This window comes from Maribacter algicola, from assembly GCF_003933245.1.
GTDB lineage: Bacteria > Bacteroidota > Bacteroidia > Flavobacteriales > Flavobacteriaceae > Maribacter > Maribacter algicola.
Genome location: NZ_QUSX01000001.1, coordinates 1,382,422 through 1,400,379, shown reverse-complemented (window position 1 = coordinate 1,400,379; position 17,958 = coordinate 1,382,422). Strand labels below are relative to the sequence as shown.

Sequence of the window (17,958 nt, the reverse complement as noted above, 5' to 3'; positions counted from 1 at the left end):
AACTAAATCCAAAAAATATGATTAACAGATATATTCGTGCCATTGCCGGTACTTTTATCATCATTAGCGTACTATTGGCCCTCTATGTAAACATCAACTGGCTATGGTTCAACGTATTCGTTGGAGCCAACTTATTGCAATCCTCTTTTACCAAATGGTGTTTGATGGAGGATATCCTTCGAAAACTAGGGGTAAAGGATGCCGATAAAGGATGCGAAGCATAGTGTGGTGAAATGATAGGGGTGGTTTGGATGTCTATTCAGAATTGTTTGGCGAGCCACCCTTGTTCCGGATTTTCTTGTCCCACCACACATAAATACCAAATGCCAATAGACTGGCTAAGGAACCCCACAACAAGCCTGTTTTGAGTCCGTCCGTGCTTTTGCCAAAATAGGCTATAAACAGGGTCAAGGGGGCAATTCCTACCAAGGTGGCCCCAATGAACTTCCAATAGCCCATTTGCAGCAATCCACCCACAAAACTAATGGCATCATTGGACAAAAAAGGGTTGAGACGGGTTACGATGACCGCCCAAAAGCCATAATCGTCCAAAAAGTCCTCCACTTTCTTTTCAGACTTTCCCCCGATGATTTTCTTTACGATGGAATCACCAAAATAATCCCCAATAACATACCCCACAGAAGATGCGGCAAATACCGCTACAAAAACAATGACACTTCCCCAGATGGGTCCATAGGCCAATATAGCCACCACCATCAACAATACTGAGGGTACAATGAGCAAGAACATCTGTGCAATCATGGCTAGGACCAACACCAAGGGACCCATCCAACCAAAACCGGAAACCCATTCCTTTATCTGAGCTTTGTCATCGCTTGTCAAAACATTCCAGGCATTATCAAAAAAAGAGGCCACCTCTGGAAATACCAAATACGATATAATCAGCCCGGCTACTAGCGCCATGGAAAGATATAGCGGTAGTCTACTCTTATTATTTTTCGTGGAGGTTTTTTTAGACATTTTTTTACCTATTATTTCATACTGAAATGATGAAAGGCTATTTTATATCCAAAAAATATAAGGGATTAAAATCTTTCATATAGACTCTAAAATCAATAAATTAAACTCGAAACCAACATTAATAGTCAATAATGAACTATTCCAGAAGACTTGTCGCATTTTATCCCTTAACCGCGCTACTTATTTTTAGTATCTCCTGTAAAGAACCGCAGGAAAAGTCGGTACCTGTTACCAAACCAAACATCATTTACATTCTTGCCGATGATTTAGGGTACGGAGAACTAGGGGTTTATGGACAGGAAAAGATAGAGACACCTAACATCGACGCCCTTGCTCAAAGCGGTATGCTTTTCACACAACATTATACCAGTGCACCCGTTTGTGCCCCGGCCCGTTACATGCTGTTGACCGGTAAGCATTCAGGGCATGCTTACATTCGAGGTAATGATGAATGGGGCGTACGGGGCGATGTGTGGGACTATCGAGCTATGGCCAAAGATTCTACCCTGGAGGGACAGCGGCCCATACCCTCCAACACGGTGCTACTACCGAAAAAACTGAAAGAACAAGGCTATGCTACCGGAATGGTAGGCAAATGGGGCTTAGGAGCACCACATACTGAGTCCATTCCCACAAAAATGGGATTCGACTTTTTCTTTGGCTACAACTGCCAACGACAGGCACATACGTATTATCCCCTTCATCTGTATCACAATGAAAATAGGGTACATCTTCAGAACGATACTGTACCCCCATCCACCAAATTCCCTGAAGGAACAGACCCAAACAATCCTGAAAGTTACGCGCCATATAATCTTACCGAGTATACTCCGGATTTGATGTTCGAACAGATGACACAATTCATTTCTGAAAAGAAAAATGACCCTTTCTTTTTTTATTGGGCCACCCCCATTCCCCATAACCCGATTCAGGCCCCGCAACGCTGGGTGGACTACTACAAGGAAAAGTTTGGACCGGAAGAACCCTATTTGGGCGATAAAGGATATTATCCACATCAAAATCCGCACGCAGGCTACGCGGCCATGATTTCATACTTGGACGAAAATGTGGGCAAACTTATCGACCACCTTAAAAAAGAAGGTCTCTACGAGAATACACTTATTATTTTTAGCTCAGACAATGGAGTGACCTTTACCGGAGGTACCGATGGTGCTTTCTTTAATAGCTCAGGTCCTTTTGGTGAGGAACGTGGAAAGGGAAAAGGCTTTGTGTATGAAGGAGGTATCCGAGTGCCTATGGTTGCCAGTTGGCCGGGTCATATACAACCTGGTACGCGAACCGACCATGTATCCGCTCAATATGATGTGATGGCCACACTATCCGACTTAATTGGTTTTGAAAAACCCGCTGATACAGATGGTATTAGTTTTTTACCCACCTTGTTAGAAGGAGGAGGACAACAAGAGCACGATTTTCTTTTTTGGGAATTCCCGGAATATGGAGGGCAGGTCGCCATTCGGATGGGCGATTGGAAGGTCGTTCGCCAACATTTAAAGGATGATGAATCACCTACTTTAGAACTGTATAATCTACAAACAGACCCTGCCGAAACCCAAAATGTTGCCGCCCAGCATCCAGATATTTTGGAACAAGCCGCAGCCATTTTTGCGACCGAACACACCAATGCAGAAACAGAACGGTTTCGGATTCCTCTAATAGAATCGGGATTGTTGGGTTCCTAAACGTAACTTGGAGTAGAACTCTAGATTTGATGGCACTTTTATTCTGAAATAGATAGAACATACCCTAAAATCACTGTTAATGATTTTATAAATCCAGTAATTCAACCTAAAAACTTCACTTTTCATCGATTGGAGTAGCTACAGTGTACAACCAGCACGTAGGTATTAAGAACCGGGTTCGCACAGACCATTAGCTAGGTCAACGTTCTTTATTTAATTCATAATTTCTTTACGATGAAAGCAAAACAGATATTGTCCATCCTTACCATACTAACCATCTGTTTGTTTACCAATGCCCAAGAAAAAACGCACTGCATCTATGATGATTGTGGTTTTGAACCCGGGCAAACCGTGTACCTTTTTGGCGACCAGGTACAACTACGGGAAGCGCCAACTACGAATTCGAAAGTACTAAAAACACTTTCCATTGGTTCACCCTTGGTGATACAAGAAAAGCACGAAAACTCTTGGCGCTACAAAGGGATTGATCATCCTTTCTATAAAGTGTCTTACAAAGGTAAAGAAGGCTATATACTTGGCGGATTGATTGCCTTGGAAAAGAAAACCATTCAAGATGTGGTACATCTCTTCGGACGGAGCAAAACGGGCGATGAAGACTATCTCTTGATCCGTTCCTTAAAAGATGATGGCAGTTTTACTGAAAAATCTACTCGATTGGCCAATAGCCAGTTCTATTTGAGTGCTCTGGGAAATAAAGGTGTCCCGAATATTGAGGGAATGCTGTTTGTGGATTATCTGGCAGAAGCCTGTGGAGTTGAAGGTGGTGGTATTTACCTTTTTCAACAAGAAGGTTCCCTGTACCAAGTAGCCCGACTTTCACAGGTATCCGATGCAGGGGTCTATTATTTCTGGGAGGAATTCATTTTCCCTGAGGATATGCATGGGGTCCCTGGAAAGATTCGCTATAAAAAAGAAATCGGGGAAAACTATAATGAAGCCGCCGATTGGGAAAAGATGAGCAAAGAGACCAAAATACTGGTTTGGAACAATGGAAGCTTAGAGCTTGCACAGCGATAAAATAATTGAATTTAGGCTAAACCTGTCATCAAAAGTGGCAGGTTTTTTTGTGAATCAATTGGTTATACATTCGACCCTCCCCATTCCGCTGTCACGAAACACCCCTCCCTACTCAGGGAGGGTAGCTTTTTTTTTCATGTTAAAAAAGTCGAGGTAACGAGTATGAGAAATCTTTAATAATAGAAAGAGATTTCTCGTCGTCCCGATTACTATCGGGACTCTGTCGAAATAACTGAAGCAATTCCAATGTCATTTCGAACTGAATGTAATGAATGTGAGAAATCCAAAATTCCAGCCTAGCCTTTTTGAAACCTTTTTCGGCGATGGAAAAAGTATCGGAACAAAGATCCCGACCCTCCCCGTTCCGCTATGGCGGAACACCCCTCCCTAACCAGGGAGTGGAGCTGTTTTTTCATGTTAAAAAAGGTGAGGTAACATAAATATATGCTTAGGGTTAAAACGGCCTATTTTTGGGATGCGTAGTAAATCCGGAAGTCCTTGGGATTGGGCAAAGGAAATCGTCCAATGAGTATTCCGATGTAATCGGAAACGGCCTGGGCGATGCGGACCAAGGACTGCTTGGATTTCAAGTATCCCAAAATCAGCCTAGCCTTTTTGGATACTTTTTCGGCGATGGAAAAAGTATCGGAACAAAGATCCCGACCCTCAAGTTCCGCTGTTGCGAAACACCCCTCCCTACTCCGGGAGGGGAGCTTTTTTGGTTGTTAAAGAGTGTCATCTAAAACAAATTGATGTTAGGAGGTAAATCGGCCTATTTTGGGATGCGTTGTAAATCAAGCAGCTTTAAATCTGGATTAGTAGGTCCTTTTACATTAACAGTACGTTAAAGACTCCATCCCTAACTAAAACACTCCCCTTTTTTTGGTAACTTAACGGAAACTAGACGATTATGGCTTCCTACACATTACTAATAAACGGAATCGCACAGGAGGTGGATGTAGCCCCCGGCACCTCTTTGCTCTGGGTATTACGGGAACATTTGGGACTAACGGGTACCAAATACGGGTGCGGCATTGCACAATGCGGCAGCTGCACCATCCATTTGGATGGGAATCCGGTTAGGGCCTGCGTGCTTCAGGTAGACAACATTACCGAAGAACAACAGATTAAGACCATTGAGGGTCTTTCCGATAGTGGTGACCATCCCCTACAACAGGCATGGGTAGAAGCCCAAGTTCCACAATGTGGTTACTGCCAATCCGGTCAGATCATGCAGGCCGCCGCACTTTTGGAAAAAAATCCGAATCCGTCACGAGAAGAAATCAAAAGCCATATGAACGGGGTGCTTTGCCGCTGTGGCACCTATTTACGAATCCTAGAGGCCATAGAAATGGCAAAGGAACAAACCACTACAACTTCCTAAGGCCATGAAAAAGAATGACACAAAAATTACAGACACCTTGGGCCGAAGAAAGTTCCTAAAATCCTCTGGGGGTGCCGTGCTTTTTATTGGGGCTTCGGGCCTATTGCCCAATTTCCTTTCTTGTACGGATGCCAAGGGTATGCAAGGCAATGCAAAGAAACACGATATTACCTCTTGGGTACGGATTACCGAAGACGGACAGATAACCATCTATAATCCCGCTGCCGAAATGGGCCAGGGTTCCATGACGGCCTTGCCGGTCATTTTTGCCGAGGAAATGGATGCCGATTGGTCCAAAGTGAATGTAGAATTCTCACCTCAAGAATCGGACATCTATGGTTCTCCCGGTTGGCAACCCGGTACCAAGCTGATGTTTACGGTAGGAAGCCGTACTACCAATAGTTACTACACCGTCATGCGAAACGCAGGAGCTCAGGCACGCCATGTATTGTTACATTCGGCAGCCAATCACTGGGGGGTGCCCTTGGAGGAATTGACCACGGGTTCCAGTGAAATTATGCATGAAAAGAGCGGTAAAAAAATAAGGTACGGGGCACTAGTCCCCTACTTGACCATGCCTGAAACCCTGCCCGATCTCACAGAAGGAGCGTTGAAAGACCCTAAGGATTTTAAACTGATCGGGAGCCAAATACCCAGGACCGAAATCCCGGAAAAAGTGGACGGTAGTGCCCAATTTGCCATCGACCTGCGCTTGCCTGATATGGTATACGGGGTGTTGGAACGCGGTGCCCTGCACGGCGCCAAACCCACCCTGACCAATGAGGCAAATATCCTCGCCATGGAGGGCGTTTTGAAAATAGTGCCCTTTGACCATGCCATAGGCGTCGTGGCCATGACTTTGGAGGCTGCCTTGAAAGCAAAAAAGGCTTTGGACATCCAATGGAGCGATGCCCAGGCCACCGGATTTAATTCCCAGGATATGTATCCTATATATGCCCAAATGGCGAGTGCACCTGAAAAAGGTTCCACGGTGAATGAAGTGGGCAACGTGGACCAAGCTTTTCGGACCGCGGCCAAAACCTATGAGGCCGACTTCAAGAACGACTATGTCTACCACGCCCAAATGGAACCCCTCAATGCGGTCATCCAAGTGGCGGCGGACGGGCAAAGTGCCGAAGTTTGGGTAGGCAGTCAACAAGGGGCGGATACCAAATTGGGTATCCCAGACCTGTTGGGCATTCCACACGAAGCCGTCAATGTACACCTACAGTATTTGGGTGGTGGCTTTGGTCGGCGCAGTATGAACGATTTTGTGTTGGAATGCGGCCGCTTGGCCCAGGAAATGGCCCCCAAGCCCGTAAAATTACTGTGGACCCGGGAGGACGATGTGACCTACGGTTGCTATCGGCCCCTGACCTTACAACGACTCAAAGTAAGTGCCAATGCACAGGGCGATATCACCGGATTCTCACATTGCGTGGTTGGCGATGGTGGCAATTTGGTGGCCAGCGGGGCACGTAACGACCATTATGCCATCCCCAACCAATGGGTGGAATGGCGGGAAGCCTCCCATGGGGTACGCTTAAAACACTGGCGTTCCGTAGGGCACGGGCCCAATAAATTTGCCATCGAGGCGATGTTGGACGAGGTGGCCCATGACCAAGGAACGGACCCGGTGGCCTTACGCAGAAAACTCATGGCCGATTCCCCTCGTGCCTTGGCCACGCTGAACAAAGTAGCTGAAATCTCCAATTGGGATGCTCCTTCGCCCGAAGGACGTGCCAAGGGTGTTGCCTTTGTGGAGCATGGTTCCTTAGGAACAGGTGTATGCGAAATATCCGTGGACCGGAATACGGGGAAAATCAACGTGCACCATTTTTGGATTGCCTTGGATGCCGGGGTCGTGGTACAACCGGACAACGTAAAGGCCCAGATGGAAGGGGGCATTATTATGGGCATCAGCTCCGTACTCAAGGAACAGATTACCATAGTAGATGGCCAAGTACAACAAAGCAACTACGACAATTATCCCCTCTTGCGCATGCAGGAAGTACCCGATAGCATTGAAACGGTGATTATCCCCTCGGCAGAACATCCGGAAGGCGTTGGCGAGACCGCTACCCCTATGGTGGCCGGGGCCATTGCCAATGCCTTTTTAAAATTGACGGGCAAACGCTTGCGGCACCTGCCCTTTACCCCAGACCGGGTTTTGGAGGTGTTGAATAGTTAGAGCAATGTTCTATAATATCAATAAAAGAATTCCTAAGCCAATACCTATAACCTCGAAAACAACTTTAAATAAATGTCCGTAGACACCTATAGAACCTGTCAAAATTGTGGAACCGAAAATTTAAATCGGGATTATTGTAAAAACTGTGGGGAAATAATCAATATTAATTTAAAAAGAAAGCTCGAACGCCAGCAAAAGGCCAAGGATAAGAGCGCAACCCAAAAGGTCAAGAAAAAAAATAAAATAACGCTCTTTTTTGAAGACGCAAAGCAACATGAGAATATAGTCATCCGGTATACCGCCCGCTTTTTTTACTCCATTTGGATTGTGGTACTTGCCATAGGTTCATTTTTAGCCTTGGTTTTCGGATATATTGCGGCTTAGGATTTAAAAGCATTCCGATGAAGCAGGCCTTTCTAACATTTCAAAAACACTATTTTCCAGTATTTTCACTCCTTGCGGTGTTGGTCTATTTGGCGCAACGTTTGGAGATGTCCCTTCCATCGCTCGCAAATAATTATCTGAACGATTTCTTATGTATGCCCATTGTGCTGAAAATTTGTTTGGAAGGGGCGCGATTTATAAAATCGGATGATGAATTGCGATTGTCTCCTATCTTATGTGTTGTGGTTACGGCCCTGTTCGCTGGCTACTTCGAAGGATATTTGCCCCATGTAAATGTGCGTTATACGCAAGACCCTTGGGACTTACTTTGCTACGCCGCAGGAATGTGTTTGTTTCTATATTTAGAGCGAAGAATACGTACAGAACGATCATCTTTTTGTAGACCATAGCTTGGAGTTGACGAACGGTTAACTGATTTAGATTTCTCGTCGTCCCGATTACTATCGGGACTCTGTCGAAATGACTACAGGACAAACAACAGTCATTTCGAATCGAGTGTAACGAGTATGAGAAATCCAGGCTTATGAAATGAGATTTCTCAGTCGCAAGCTCCTTCAAATGACTGAAGCACTCTCAATGTCATTTCGAACCAAACCGGAGCCTGGCGAAGGGAAGCGTGAGAAATCTAAATCACTTGGTCGTTCAAAAATTCCCAATCGGGATTAAAGGATGTAATTAATTTGTCCTTTTTCTCCCTACGCCACTTCTTCAACTCTTTTTCTCTCTGAATCGCTTCTTCAATGGATTCAAAACCTTCGTAATACAGTAAATAATAACAATTATATTTTCCGGCGAAGGACTTTTTGGTATTTTGACTGTCAAAATAATGTTGGGAAAGTCTTCTTTGTATGTCATTGGTTACCCCTATATAAAGAGTCGTCTTATTCTCATTGGTCACTATATAGACAAAGTAATTGAAAAGCATTTTTAAAAATAGCTTTTTTAGATTTCTCAGTCGCAAGCTCCTTCGAAATGACTAAAAGGGCCTCAAATATCATTTCGAACCGAACCGGAGCCTGGCGTAGGGGAGCGTGAGAAATCTTAAGTTATAGTATGGGATTTCTCCTCGTCCCCATTACTATCGAGACTCTGTCGGAATGACTACAGGACAAACAACAGTCATTTCGAATCTGTCAGACTGAGCGGCTCGCCCTGAGCGTATCCGAAGGGAATCGAAGTCGAGTGTAACGAGTATGAGAAATCTAGGCTTATGAAATAAGATTTCTAAGTCGCGAGCTTCTTCGAAATGACTGAAGCACTCTTAATGTCATTTCGAACCAACCCTTATACAACTTCGGATAAGCAAATTGAAAACCAAAAGTTGGATTTGTGCTTTCCTTTCCAGAAGAATACATCGAGAAAGCTCGGAAAGGTACCTGTTCCGTGCAACGGAACGGCCGAGTTTCGAGATGGGTTTTACGAAGTAAAAATTCCTACTGGAAAGTCTTCTTTCTTTTGTTTCGTTTTCTTTGAAGAAGCAAAGAAAATGAAGAGAAAAATTATTGTACCTAAACCCGACCCCTCCCTTCTCACTTAACGAGAAACACCCTAATCCTCCCAAACCGCTATGGCCTCCTTGGCCAATAGCTGCGTCATGCGAAATTCCTTGTGCCGCTGGTCACTATCCATTTGGTAGTAACAATTAGAATACACATATCCATAATCTTTGGCATCCTGGGCGGAGGCCCCAAAATAAATGGCTTTAAACTGTGCCCAATGACAGGCTCCCAAACACATCATACAGGGTTCGCAACTGGTATATAACACACAATCCTTTAAGCCGTCCTTACCCAGTTTTTTGATGGCAACTTGAATGGCGTGTAGCTCGGCATGCTGCGTAATGTCCTGTTCCTTTTTTACTTGGTTGTGAACGGCGCATACAATTTCATCGTTTAAAACGATGACCGCGCCAAAAGCACCGCCTGTAGGGGCGTTTTTTCCTTCCTTGGCCTTTGTGATGGCCATTTGCATATAATTTTCGTGCATCCTTGTGTTTTATCGCTAAAGATACTTGGTTGATTACGGGGTAAAGTGCTTGTTCACTAGAACATTGAGCGCAATCTGGAAAATGGTGTTGCGCATTAAATCATATTCTATAGAACTTTAACTCCAAACATATTAGAAGAACAAACAGAACAACAACCTCCCCTATACATATTTTGTGCTAAGTATCCCAAAATAATGGAGGTAAACCAAGAAATGAAGTCTGTTCTACATAAAAAAAGGATATTAATCGTATAAGTGTGCTGCTACTTCTTGTCGGTCACGTTGTAGGGATTCCGCGATAAAATAAATGGCAATCAAGATGAGCCCGATCCATTCTGCCCAAAGGAGGGTAAATGGGTTGTGGTCCTTCCAAACCAAATATTCCAGCAATAAATGGAATCCCAAGAATACTAGGGTCAATACCCCCAACACATCGCCCAAAGTGTTTATTCTGGATTCACGGGTGAGGATCATGGCCAGGGCACAGCCCACAAAGAATATACTGGCAAAAATGTAGTGGGTCCATTTAAATGTAATGTGGTCAAAGAACAACACTCCAAACAGTGCCACTCCAAAGATGATGTTATAGCCCTTTCCAAAGCGGCTTTTGGCCTTTTTTACCAAGGCCTGCTTTTCCTTTTGAGCGGACATATGCTGGGCGCCGTTATAGATGAAGAGGGCCGCAGCCAAGGTCAATAGGCTCCCAAACCAATGCCCTGCCCACATAAAATGGTAATTGCTAATACTGTCCCTAAAAGTATCCCGGCACCCCAAATCCGCCCAATATAAGATAGCGGGAGTGAAAATGAGGACAGCGGCAATAAAACGTTCCAACTTAGCAAAGTGGTCCACTTCCTTTACCACTTTTTTACCGGCTTTTTGAGCCGTGATTTTCATGTCCTGTAGATTCATAGAAACACATTTCAGAAATTGCTCTTGTCTAAGAAAACAATATTTGCTTATAAACAATATCCCTGCTAAAAGGTATTTTTTGGTTTGGTGCCGTACCCTTTCTTTGTTCCCGTAAAACAGGCCCATTTCTGGATAGCTGCAATAACATATTTCGGGGGAACATTGAAATTGCGAACAGGGTGGGCCTATACAAGATACGCGATTGTCCTTTAATGTGCCAAAGTGCTTTCCTGAAAGCATCGCACGTAAAAGACCCAACATTCAAAAGCACATCCTAAAAGCAGTTGGCCATACCTGCCAATTTAACGAAATACCCTTATAGAATATCGTAGTGTCCCAACTGCCTTGTAAATTTGGCCCTACCCGTTAGGAAATAATCAAAATTATGTATCTTGAATACCTAACGTAAAACGCAAACATGAAAGGTAAAAAAACATATTCCTTACCATTTTTGGTCGTATTATTTCTAGCGTTGTGCTCGGCAAGAACACTTAATGCCCAGGAAGAATTTCTATATGGTGATCCTTTACCGGATGCGCCAGAACTTGCCGCACGTGGCAAGCACATCGTAGGGGTTCAAACCATGAAGCTCTTACATAAAAATCAAATCGACATCCTAAATTCCAAAGCAGGGAAGGAGGTATTTTACGACCGACCGCTGACCGTTGAAGTCTGGTATCCTGCTGCATTAGAATCTGCCTCCAACGCATTGACTACCTATGAAGAAGTAATGGGTACGCGTGGCGATAGCCTGCGTCCATTGATTCCCTTTACTTTTAAAGGCAGGGCCGTTCGAGACGCAGCACCAAAAACATCTGAAGGCAAGTTTCCCTTGGTCATAGTCTCCCATGGGTATGTAGGTTCGCGCTATTTGATGACCTATCTCACCGAAAATTTGGCATCCAAAGGGTATGTAGTTGTTGCCATTGACCATACCGATTCTACTTTTAGGGACGCAAATGCATTTTACAGTACTTTGTTAAATAGGGCCAAGGACATTAAATTCGTTTTAAATGAAATGGCAGCTTTGACAAATACCCCCCTTGGGAAAATTACGGATGCAAACCGTACGGGCATAATTGGTTATTCCATGGGTGGCTATGGTGTTTTAAATGTGGGTGGAGCGGGTTATAGTGATGGTGCTGCTGGTTTCTTCGGACAAATGACAGGGGGCAGCACGGCTATCCAATCCCTTGTAGCTAGCAATCCCGATTATCAAGAATCCATTGATCCGCGTGTAAAGGCGGTAGTAGCTTTTGCCCCATGGGGTATGGCACGAGGGGTTTGGGATGCCGAAGGATTAAAAGGATTAAAAAAGCCTACCTTTTTCATTGCAGGGAGTCAAGATGATATATCCGGCTACGAAAATGGTATAAAGGCTCTCTATGAAGGAGCTATCAACGCAGACCGATACCTTCTTACCTATATGAATGCAAGGCATAATGTGGCTCCAAATCCTCCTCCGGCCGAATCCTTTTCGCCCGCACTCCACATTGATGAATATTATCGCTATGCCGATTCCTCATGGGACCAACGTAAAATAAATAATGTTAATCAACACTTTGTCACTGCATTTTTGGGTACCCATCTAAAGGGAGAGGACCATTCCCAACTCTTGGACATACCAGAAAATTCCAATGAGAAAGATTGGCCGGGTTTTAAACCACGTTCATCCACCGGAATGGAGTTGTTACATGCCCAAGGAATGGAATAGAAAAAATCGATGATTTAATCTGATATAAATTGTTAGGTCTTGTTTTAGCTTTTTGGTCCAAGACCATTCAAGATAGTATTTTTAAGGATCCATTTGTTATCCTGAAGTATTTCTTGAGGGTATTTATCTCTAAAGTTGTTGATGTCCCTTGACAAATGATACTCACCTTGATAAACAAAAAGAAGCTATCTGAAGATATGTAGACCACCTCACTGGGTGCAACAACAAAAAACCTCCCCTTGGTCGGCATTTTGTTCGGTAGACCCTTCTATTGACCGATGGCTTTTGTGATGGAACAACAAAACGGGAAAACGTTTTAATAAACAGTTTCTTATTAAAGGGTAAACTTATTGGAGACTGTTGGTATCCGTGGAATCGGCAGCTACAAAAAAGCTCTTGATCTTGGGGTCTATGCCCTTATAAACCTGAAGTGCGGAACGCTCTTTTTGAAGGGCTTCCAGAGCCGCTTCGGAGATATTCGTATCCCAAACATAAAGTTTGGAGAGCTTCGGCAATTGCTTGAAAACTTCTACGCTCCGGTCCGTTATTCCCGTTTGGTATACCTTGAGCAGGGTCAGGTTCTGCAAATTCGTGAGCGAGCGTAACTCTGCGTCCTTCAATGGGGTACCATCAATTTCTAACCACTCCAGATTTGAACAGGAGGCAATTGTGGCCATCTCCGCACTGCCCAGTGGCAGTCCGCTCACATCCAATTCAACGAGGTTGTTCGCTACCCGTTTTAAATCTGTTATCGGTTTGGGGTCATAGGTTGGTGGCGCATAGACGTCCACACTAAGGGCGTTGGAGTTGGCCGCCATTCTTTCAATGGTGAGATAGTCCGAGGACAGGTTCTGCAAGGTACTATCCACAATCGTGGCAAAACTCCGCCATTTTTCTTCAGGGTCCGGCATCCTCATTTCCTGTATGAGCCCAACCAGCGGTTCCGAAGGTTCTAGCTGGTCCAGTCGTACCGAATCGGGAGCACCCAGGGCAATCCAGCGTTCCAAGATATTGATTTCAAGTTCGCTCAAAGGGGTCTTCCCCTCCGGTGGCATATGGTCCTCGTCCTCTTTTGGCAGACGTACGCGCCGTACCAAAAAACTATTTTCCAAATCCCCGGGTACCACGGCGGGGCCGTGTTCTCCCCCTTTAAAAAGTTGGTCAAGACTTGTCAACAAGAGTTCGCCTTTTTGTTTGTTGGGATTGTGGCAGGATACGCAGGTATTGTCCAAAATACGCATCACGACATCCGAATAAATATTCGGGTTTTCGGGTATTTTACCCTGTTTTTTGCTTTGTGGAAAGGCCAAAAAATCGGCGCCATGAGTGACCATTCCCCCATAATGGCCCGTAAAACCTATAAGTCCTATGAGTACGACCTGGATTCCTTTGTGGTAGCGTATTTGGGATGGAAATATATTTACGAAGGCATACCATAAAGCCGATAGCAAGGCCAAGGCCCCACCCAACCATTGGTGCCAAACGAGGAGATCCCCTTTTACCAAGGTGTCCTTCCCTAAAAAAAACCCTGATATGGCCGTAATCAAGGCCGATACAACCGCAACTATTAGCAACCTTTTCGGCACATTTTTACCTGTTAGGCCCAAGAAAATGGCGATGAGTAGCAGCACAATGGGGAAATGCAGCACCAGGGGATGCCATCGTCCCAACCATGATACCCACGCCGGCAATTCCATATAGGATTCAAACAGCAGGCAGAAAACCAAAAAGACGGATAGCCCCAAAATAAGGTAGTCCACCCAGCGATTTTTAGCAGGTTTTGTCATCGGGTTATGCTATAAGGTCTTTGATGACGTTCCCGGCCACGTCCGTCAGTCGAAAACGACGTCCCTGATATTTGTACGTAAGCTGTTCATGGTCCAGTCCCAAGGCATACATCAAGGTCGCGTGAAAATCGTTTATATGGACCGGATTTTCAATGACGTTGTACCCAAATTCATCGGTCTGACCGTAATTCAAGCCTTGCTTTATACCCCCACCGGCCATCCAGATACTAAAGGCCCTGGGGTGGTGGTCCCTGCCGTAATTGGCCGGGTCGAACTTTCCTTGACAGTAATTGCCCCTTCCGAATTCTCCTCCCCAGATCACCAAGGTATCCTCTAACATGCCCCGTTGTTTCAGGTCCAAAACCAAAGCGGCCGAAGCCTGGTCAACATCCTTCGCCTGACCTGCCATTTCATTGGGCAGATTGCCGTGTTGGTCCCAGCCCTGATGGTACAATTGTATGAACCTCACCCCATTTTCCGCAAGCCTTCTGGCCTGTAGGGCATTGGCGGCATACGTTCCAGGTACCTGGCAATCCTCGCCATAGAGGTCGATAATGGATTTGGGTTCCTTGGAAATGTCCATGACATCGGGCACCGACATCTGCATGCGGTACGCCATCTCATACTGGGCAATACGTGATTCTATCTCGTCATCGCCCGTCTCCACATGATGTAACTTGTTCAATGCAGATACCTCGTTCAACAGGTCTCGCTTTTCCGATCGGGAAATGCCCTCCGGGTCATTGAGATAGAGTACAGGGTCCTTTCCGGAACGCAGCAGCACCCCTTGGTGCTTGGAATCCAAAAACCCGCTGGACCAAAGTTTTGAATAGAGTCCTTGGCTATTGCCATCTCCCCTAGAGGTCAATACGACAAAAGATGGTAAATTTTTGTTTTCGCTGCCCAGGCCATAGCTCATCCAGGAACCCATACTGGGCCTACCGGATATCTGACTGCCGGTCTGAAAAAAGGTGATGGCGGGATCGTGATTGATTGCTTCGGTATGCATACTTCGGATGACCGTTATCTCATCGGCAATTTTCGCCGTGTAAGGGAAAAAATCACTGATCCAGGTACCGCTTTGCCCGTGTTGCTTGAAATTGACGGCCGGCGGCATCAACGGGAACTTTTCCTGATTGGCCGTCATGCCCGTTAAACGTTGTCCGTTTCGGATGGATTCCGGCAAATCCTCACCCATGCGCTTACGCAACATCGGTTTATAATCAAAGGTTTCCAATTGGGAGGGCGCCCCAGCCTGAAACAGGTAGATGACCCGTTTTGCCTTGGGAGCAAAATGGGGGATGCCCAAAGGTTGTTGGGCCAACTCTTTGGAGCCGTTCTTGAACAGATCGGGAATCAACAAAGATCCCAAGGCCAAGGAACCTATGCCCACGCTCAACTGTGAAAAAAAGTGGCGCCTATTGACCTTTAAAGGGTTTTCGTTTTTATGTTCTTCCATAGGCTTACTCTTTGGTGATAGTTTCGTCCAAATTATAGATTACCTGTGCGGTGAGCATGAGAGCGGCCGTCTTTGCGGCATCAGTTTCCAGCCTGCGATATTCCCCTGCCGCAATCAATTTTTCAGCCTCTGCCGGTCGCTCCCTATATCCTTTTAAGGCATCCTGATAATAATTGGTAAGTGCCGCCAATTCCTGCGCTTTGGGCGACCGGACTAGGATGAGCCTGAAGACATCGGTTACATATTCTTTTCCTTTTGGGTCTTTATGGACCAAGTTTTGGGCCAGTACCCGGGCAGCTTCCAGGATCTGCACATCGTTCTGGAGCACCAAGGCTTGTAAAGGGGTATTCGTCTTTTGCCGTCGAACTTCCGAAAAATCACGGGTAGGTGCATCAAAAATGGTCATATTGGGCGGTGGCAGGGTCCTTTTCCAAAAGGTATACAGGGAGCGCCTATAGAGGTCGGCACCCTCGTCCTGAATATAATTCGTTAGGACACCCCTGTTTCCGCCTGCGTTCGTTTCTTCCCAAAGACCGGGAGGTTGGTAGGGCTTTACACTAGGGCCGCCAATTTCTTGGTTAAGAAGTCCGCTAGTGGCAAGGATGTAATCGCGTATCATTTCCCCACTCATCCTGAACCGAGGGGCTCGCGCCCACCATATATTTTCGGGGTCCGCCTGTTTCAAGTCGGGCCTTAACTCCGATTTTTGTTGGTAAGTGGCCGAAAGCATTATTTTTTTGAGCAGATACTTGATGTCCCATCCGTGTTCCATGAAATCCACTGCCAACCAGTCCAACAATTCCGGATGCGTAGGTAGGCTTCCCTGAACCCCAAAATCCTCTACGGTTTCCACAAGACCCTTTCCAAAAAGCATGGCCCAGATGCGGTTCACGAATACCCTTGCGGTTAAAGGATGCTTTTGGTCCGTGAGCCATTGTGCGAGTCCCAGGCGGTTTTTGGGAAGATTATCGGGAAAAGCGAATATAGATTTTGGTGTATTTGGAAGGACGGAATCTATAGGTTGATCGTATTCCCCACGGTTCAAAATATAGGTGGTCTTGGGTGCGGAATCGTTCATGACCATTACGTTGATCTTGGGAGTATCCTTCATGTTGATAAAGGAAAGCACGCCATTGGTCTCCGCTGCCGAAATCTCGATAAACGGGGGGTCGGCAAAAAAAGCTTGGTTCTTGGCCTGCACGGCATCCATCTGAAGTCCCTTCTCATCCACTTGGTTGAAAAAAGCGAACATTTCAAAATAGTCCTTCTGGGAAATGGCGTCGTATTTATGGTCATGGCAACGTGCACATTCCAGGGTAAGTCCTAAAATCCCTTTCCCCAAGGTGTTGGTACGGTCCAGCACGTAATTGACCCTGTATTCCTCCTGAATGACCCCTCCCTCCTGGGTTATGGGATGATTTCTGTTGAATCCCGTCGCCAAGATCTGTTCCTTGGTTGGGTTGGGCAGGAGGTCGCCCGCCAACTGCCAGGTTAAAAAGGTGTCGTACGGAAGGTTCTTGTTGAAAGCATGGATGACCCAATCGCGCCACGGCCACATGGTACGGTAGCTATCGTCCTGATAGCCGTGGGAATCCGCATAACGCGCCACGTCCAACCAGGATTGGGTCATGCGCTCGCCATAGGCCGGGGAGGCCAAAAAAGTATCGATGATATGCGCTATGGTATCTTGGGAAGCAGGGGCCAAAAGTTGGGTAACGGATTCCGGATCTGGGGGAAGACCCGTGAGGTCCAAACTGATTCTTCGTATCAAGGTCTCATTGGATGCTTTGTCAGAGGGAACCAAGTTGTGCTCTTCCAATTTTTTGAGAATAAAGGCATCGATCTCATTATTGCCCCAAGTGCTTTTGGTTTGGGGAAGGGACAATTTTTCAGGCGGGATATACGCCCAGTGCTTTTCAAATTGTGCACCTTGCTCAATCCATTTTTTGATGAGTTTTTTTTCATAGGCCGATAGGGACAATTTGGAATCGGCCGGAGGCATCTGTGTTGTGGGGTCCTCGGATAGTATGGCCTGATAGGCCTTACTCTCCCGAAGGTTTTTCGGCACAATCGCAAAGTGACCTGGGGACTCCGGTAATTCCGATAACGCGGATTCCTGATCGTCCAAACGCAGGCCGGCCTTACGCTTATTAGCATCGGGTCCGTGACAGGTGTAACAGTTATCGGAAAGAATTGGTTTTATATGAAAGTTGTAATCAACCGTTTCCGGAAACGACAAACTAGCGTACTCGTCATTATCAAATTCAAAAACGCCCGTTTTATAGGTATATAATCCGACTATAATAGCCAATAAAACCAGTACAGTCGTAATTTTGTAATTCATTTGGGATAGATTCGCATTAGGTCCACCCTTAAATGTAATCAATTTACCCTTAAT

General features: G+C 45.6%; 16 protein-coding genes. 9 read left to right on the top strand and 7 right to left on the bottom strand.

Annotated elements, in window-relative coordinates; genetic code table 11:
* The first annotated feature begins 17 nt into the window (after window positions 1-17).
* Window positions 18-224 carry a YgaP family membrane protein gene (locus DZC72_RS05850; protein ID WP_125221921.1) on the top strand — a complete coding sequence of 69 codons (207 nt, stop codon included), beginning with the start codon at window positions 18-20 and terminating at the stop codon, window positions 222-224.
* A 31-nt stretch (window positions 225-255) separates the two neighbouring features.
* Here the strand turns inward: DZC72_RS05850 and DZC72_RS05845 are convergent, their stop codons facing one another.
* Window positions 256-981, bottom strand: a complete 726-nt coding sequence (locus DZC72_RS05845; protein WP_125221920.1) for a TVP38/TMEM64 family protein — start codon at window positions 979-981, stop codon at window positions 256-258.
* Between the two features lie 131 nt (window positions 982-1,112).
* Between DZC72_RS05845 and DZC72_RS05840 the strand changes: the two genes are divergently transcribed.
* From DZC72_RS05840 to DZC72_RS05810, 7 genes are all read left to right on the top strand, one after another.
* Window positions 1,113-2,684: an arylsulfatase gene (locus DZC72_RS05840; protein ID WP_125221919.1), complete on the top strand. Its 1,572-nt coding sequence runs from the start codon at window positions 1,113-1,115 to the stop codon at window positions 2,682-2,684.
* Window positions 2,685-2,918: 234 nt separating this feature from the next.
* A complete protein-coding gene (locus DZC72_RS05835) occupies window positions 2,919-3,722 on the top strand; it encodes an SH3 domain-containing protein (RefSeq protein ID WP_125221918.1) in 804 nt (267 codons plus the stop codon).
* A 470-nt stretch (window positions 3,723-4,192) separates the two neighbouring features.
* Window positions 4,193-4,465: a hypothetical protein gene (locus DZC72_RS05830; protein ID WP_125221917.1), complete on the top strand. Its 273-nt coding sequence runs from the start codon at window positions 4,193-4,195 to the stop codon at window positions 4,463-4,465.
* A gap of 167 nt (window positions 4,466-4,632) precedes the next feature.
* Window positions 4,633-5,106 (top strand): (2Fe-2S)-binding protein, encoded by a 474-nt coding sequence (locus tag DZC72_RS05825; RefSeq protein ID WP_125221916.1) that lies wholly within the window; start codon window positions 4,633-4,635, stop codon window positions 5,104-5,106.
* A gap of 4 nt (window positions 5,107-5,110) precedes the next feature.
* Window positions 5,111-7,297, top strand: a complete 2,187-nt coding sequence (locus tag DZC72_RS05820; RefSeq protein ID WP_125221915.1) for a xanthine dehydrogenase family protein molybdopterin-binding subunit — start codon at window positions 5,111-5,113, stop codon at window positions 7,295-7,297.
* 72 nt (window positions 7,298-7,369) lie between these two features.
* Window positions 7,370-7,681 carry a TFIIB-type zinc ribbon-containing protein gene (locus DZC72_RS05815; protein ID WP_125221914.1) on the top strand — a complete coding sequence of 104 codons (312 nt, stop codon included), beginning with the start codon at window positions 7,370-7,372 and terminating at the stop codon, window positions 7,679-7,681.
* Between the two features lie 17 nt (window positions 7,682-7,698).
* Window positions 7,699-8,091: a hypothetical protein gene (locus tag DZC72_RS05810; protein WP_125221913.1), complete on the top strand. Its 393-nt coding sequence runs from the start codon at window positions 7,699-7,701 to the stop codon at window positions 8,089-8,091.
* Window positions 8,092-8,327: 236 nt separating this feature from the next.
* On the opposite strand, the gene DZC72_RS05805 is transcribed toward DZC72_RS05810, so the two are convergent.
* From DZC72_RS05805 to DZC72_RS05795, 3 genes are all read right to left on the bottom strand, one after another.
* Window positions 8,328-8,627, bottom strand: coding sequence for a GIY-YIG nuclease family protein (locus DZC72_RS05805; RefSeq protein ID WP_125221912.1), 300 nt, complete (start codon window positions 8,625-8,627; stop codon window positions 8,328-8,330).
* 623 nt (window positions 8,628-9,250) lie between these two features.
* Window positions 9,251-9,688, bottom strand: coding sequence for a nucleoside deaminase (locus tag DZC72_RS05800; RefSeq protein ID WP_243641656.1), 438 nt, complete (start codon window positions 9,686-9,688; stop codon window positions 9,251-9,253).
* Between the two features lie 243 nt (window positions 9,689-9,931).
* Window positions 9,932-10,600: a DUF7103 family protein gene (locus DZC72_RS05795; RefSeq protein ID WP_125221911.1), complete on the bottom strand. Its 669-nt coding sequence runs from the start codon at window positions 10,598-10,600 to the stop codon at window positions 9,932-9,934.
* A gap of 418 nt (window positions 10,601-11,018) precedes the next feature.
* Between DZC72_RS05795 and DZC72_RS05790 the strand changes: the two genes are divergently transcribed.
* On the top strand, window positions 11,019-12,314 hold the full coding sequence (locus DZC72_RS05790; RefSeq protein ID WP_125221910.1) for an alpha/beta hydrolase family protein: 1,296 nt from the start codon (window positions 11,019-11,021) through the stop codon (window positions 12,312-12,314).
* Between the two features lie 347 nt (window positions 12,315-12,661).
* On the opposite strand, the gene DZC72_RS05785 is transcribed toward DZC72_RS05790, so the two are convergent.
* From DZC72_RS05785 to DZC72_RS05775, 3 genes are read right to left on the bottom strand one after another with little or no spacing between them, the layout of a single operon-like run.
* Window positions 12,662-14,074: a c-type cytochrome domain-containing protein gene (locus DZC72_RS05785; protein ID WP_165869279.1), complete on the bottom strand. Its 1,413-nt coding sequence runs from the start codon at window positions 14,072-14,074 to the stop codon at window positions 12,662-12,664.
* Between the two features lie 31 nt (window positions 14,075-14,105).
* A complete protein-coding gene (locus DZC72_RS05780) occupies window positions 14,106-15,560 on the bottom strand; it encodes a DUF1501 domain-containing protein (RefSeq protein WP_125221908.1) in 1,455 nt (484 codons plus the stop codon).
* Between the two features lie 4 nt (window positions 15,561-15,564).
* Window positions 15,565-17,904 carry a PSD1 and planctomycete cytochrome C domain-containing protein gene (locus tag DZC72_RS05775; RefSeq protein ID WP_125221907.1) on the bottom strand — a complete coding sequence of 780 codons (2,340 nt, stop codon included), beginning with the start codon at window positions 17,902-17,904 and terminating at the stop codon, window positions 15,565-15,567.
* Window positions 17,905-17,958 lie beyond the last annotated feature (54 nt).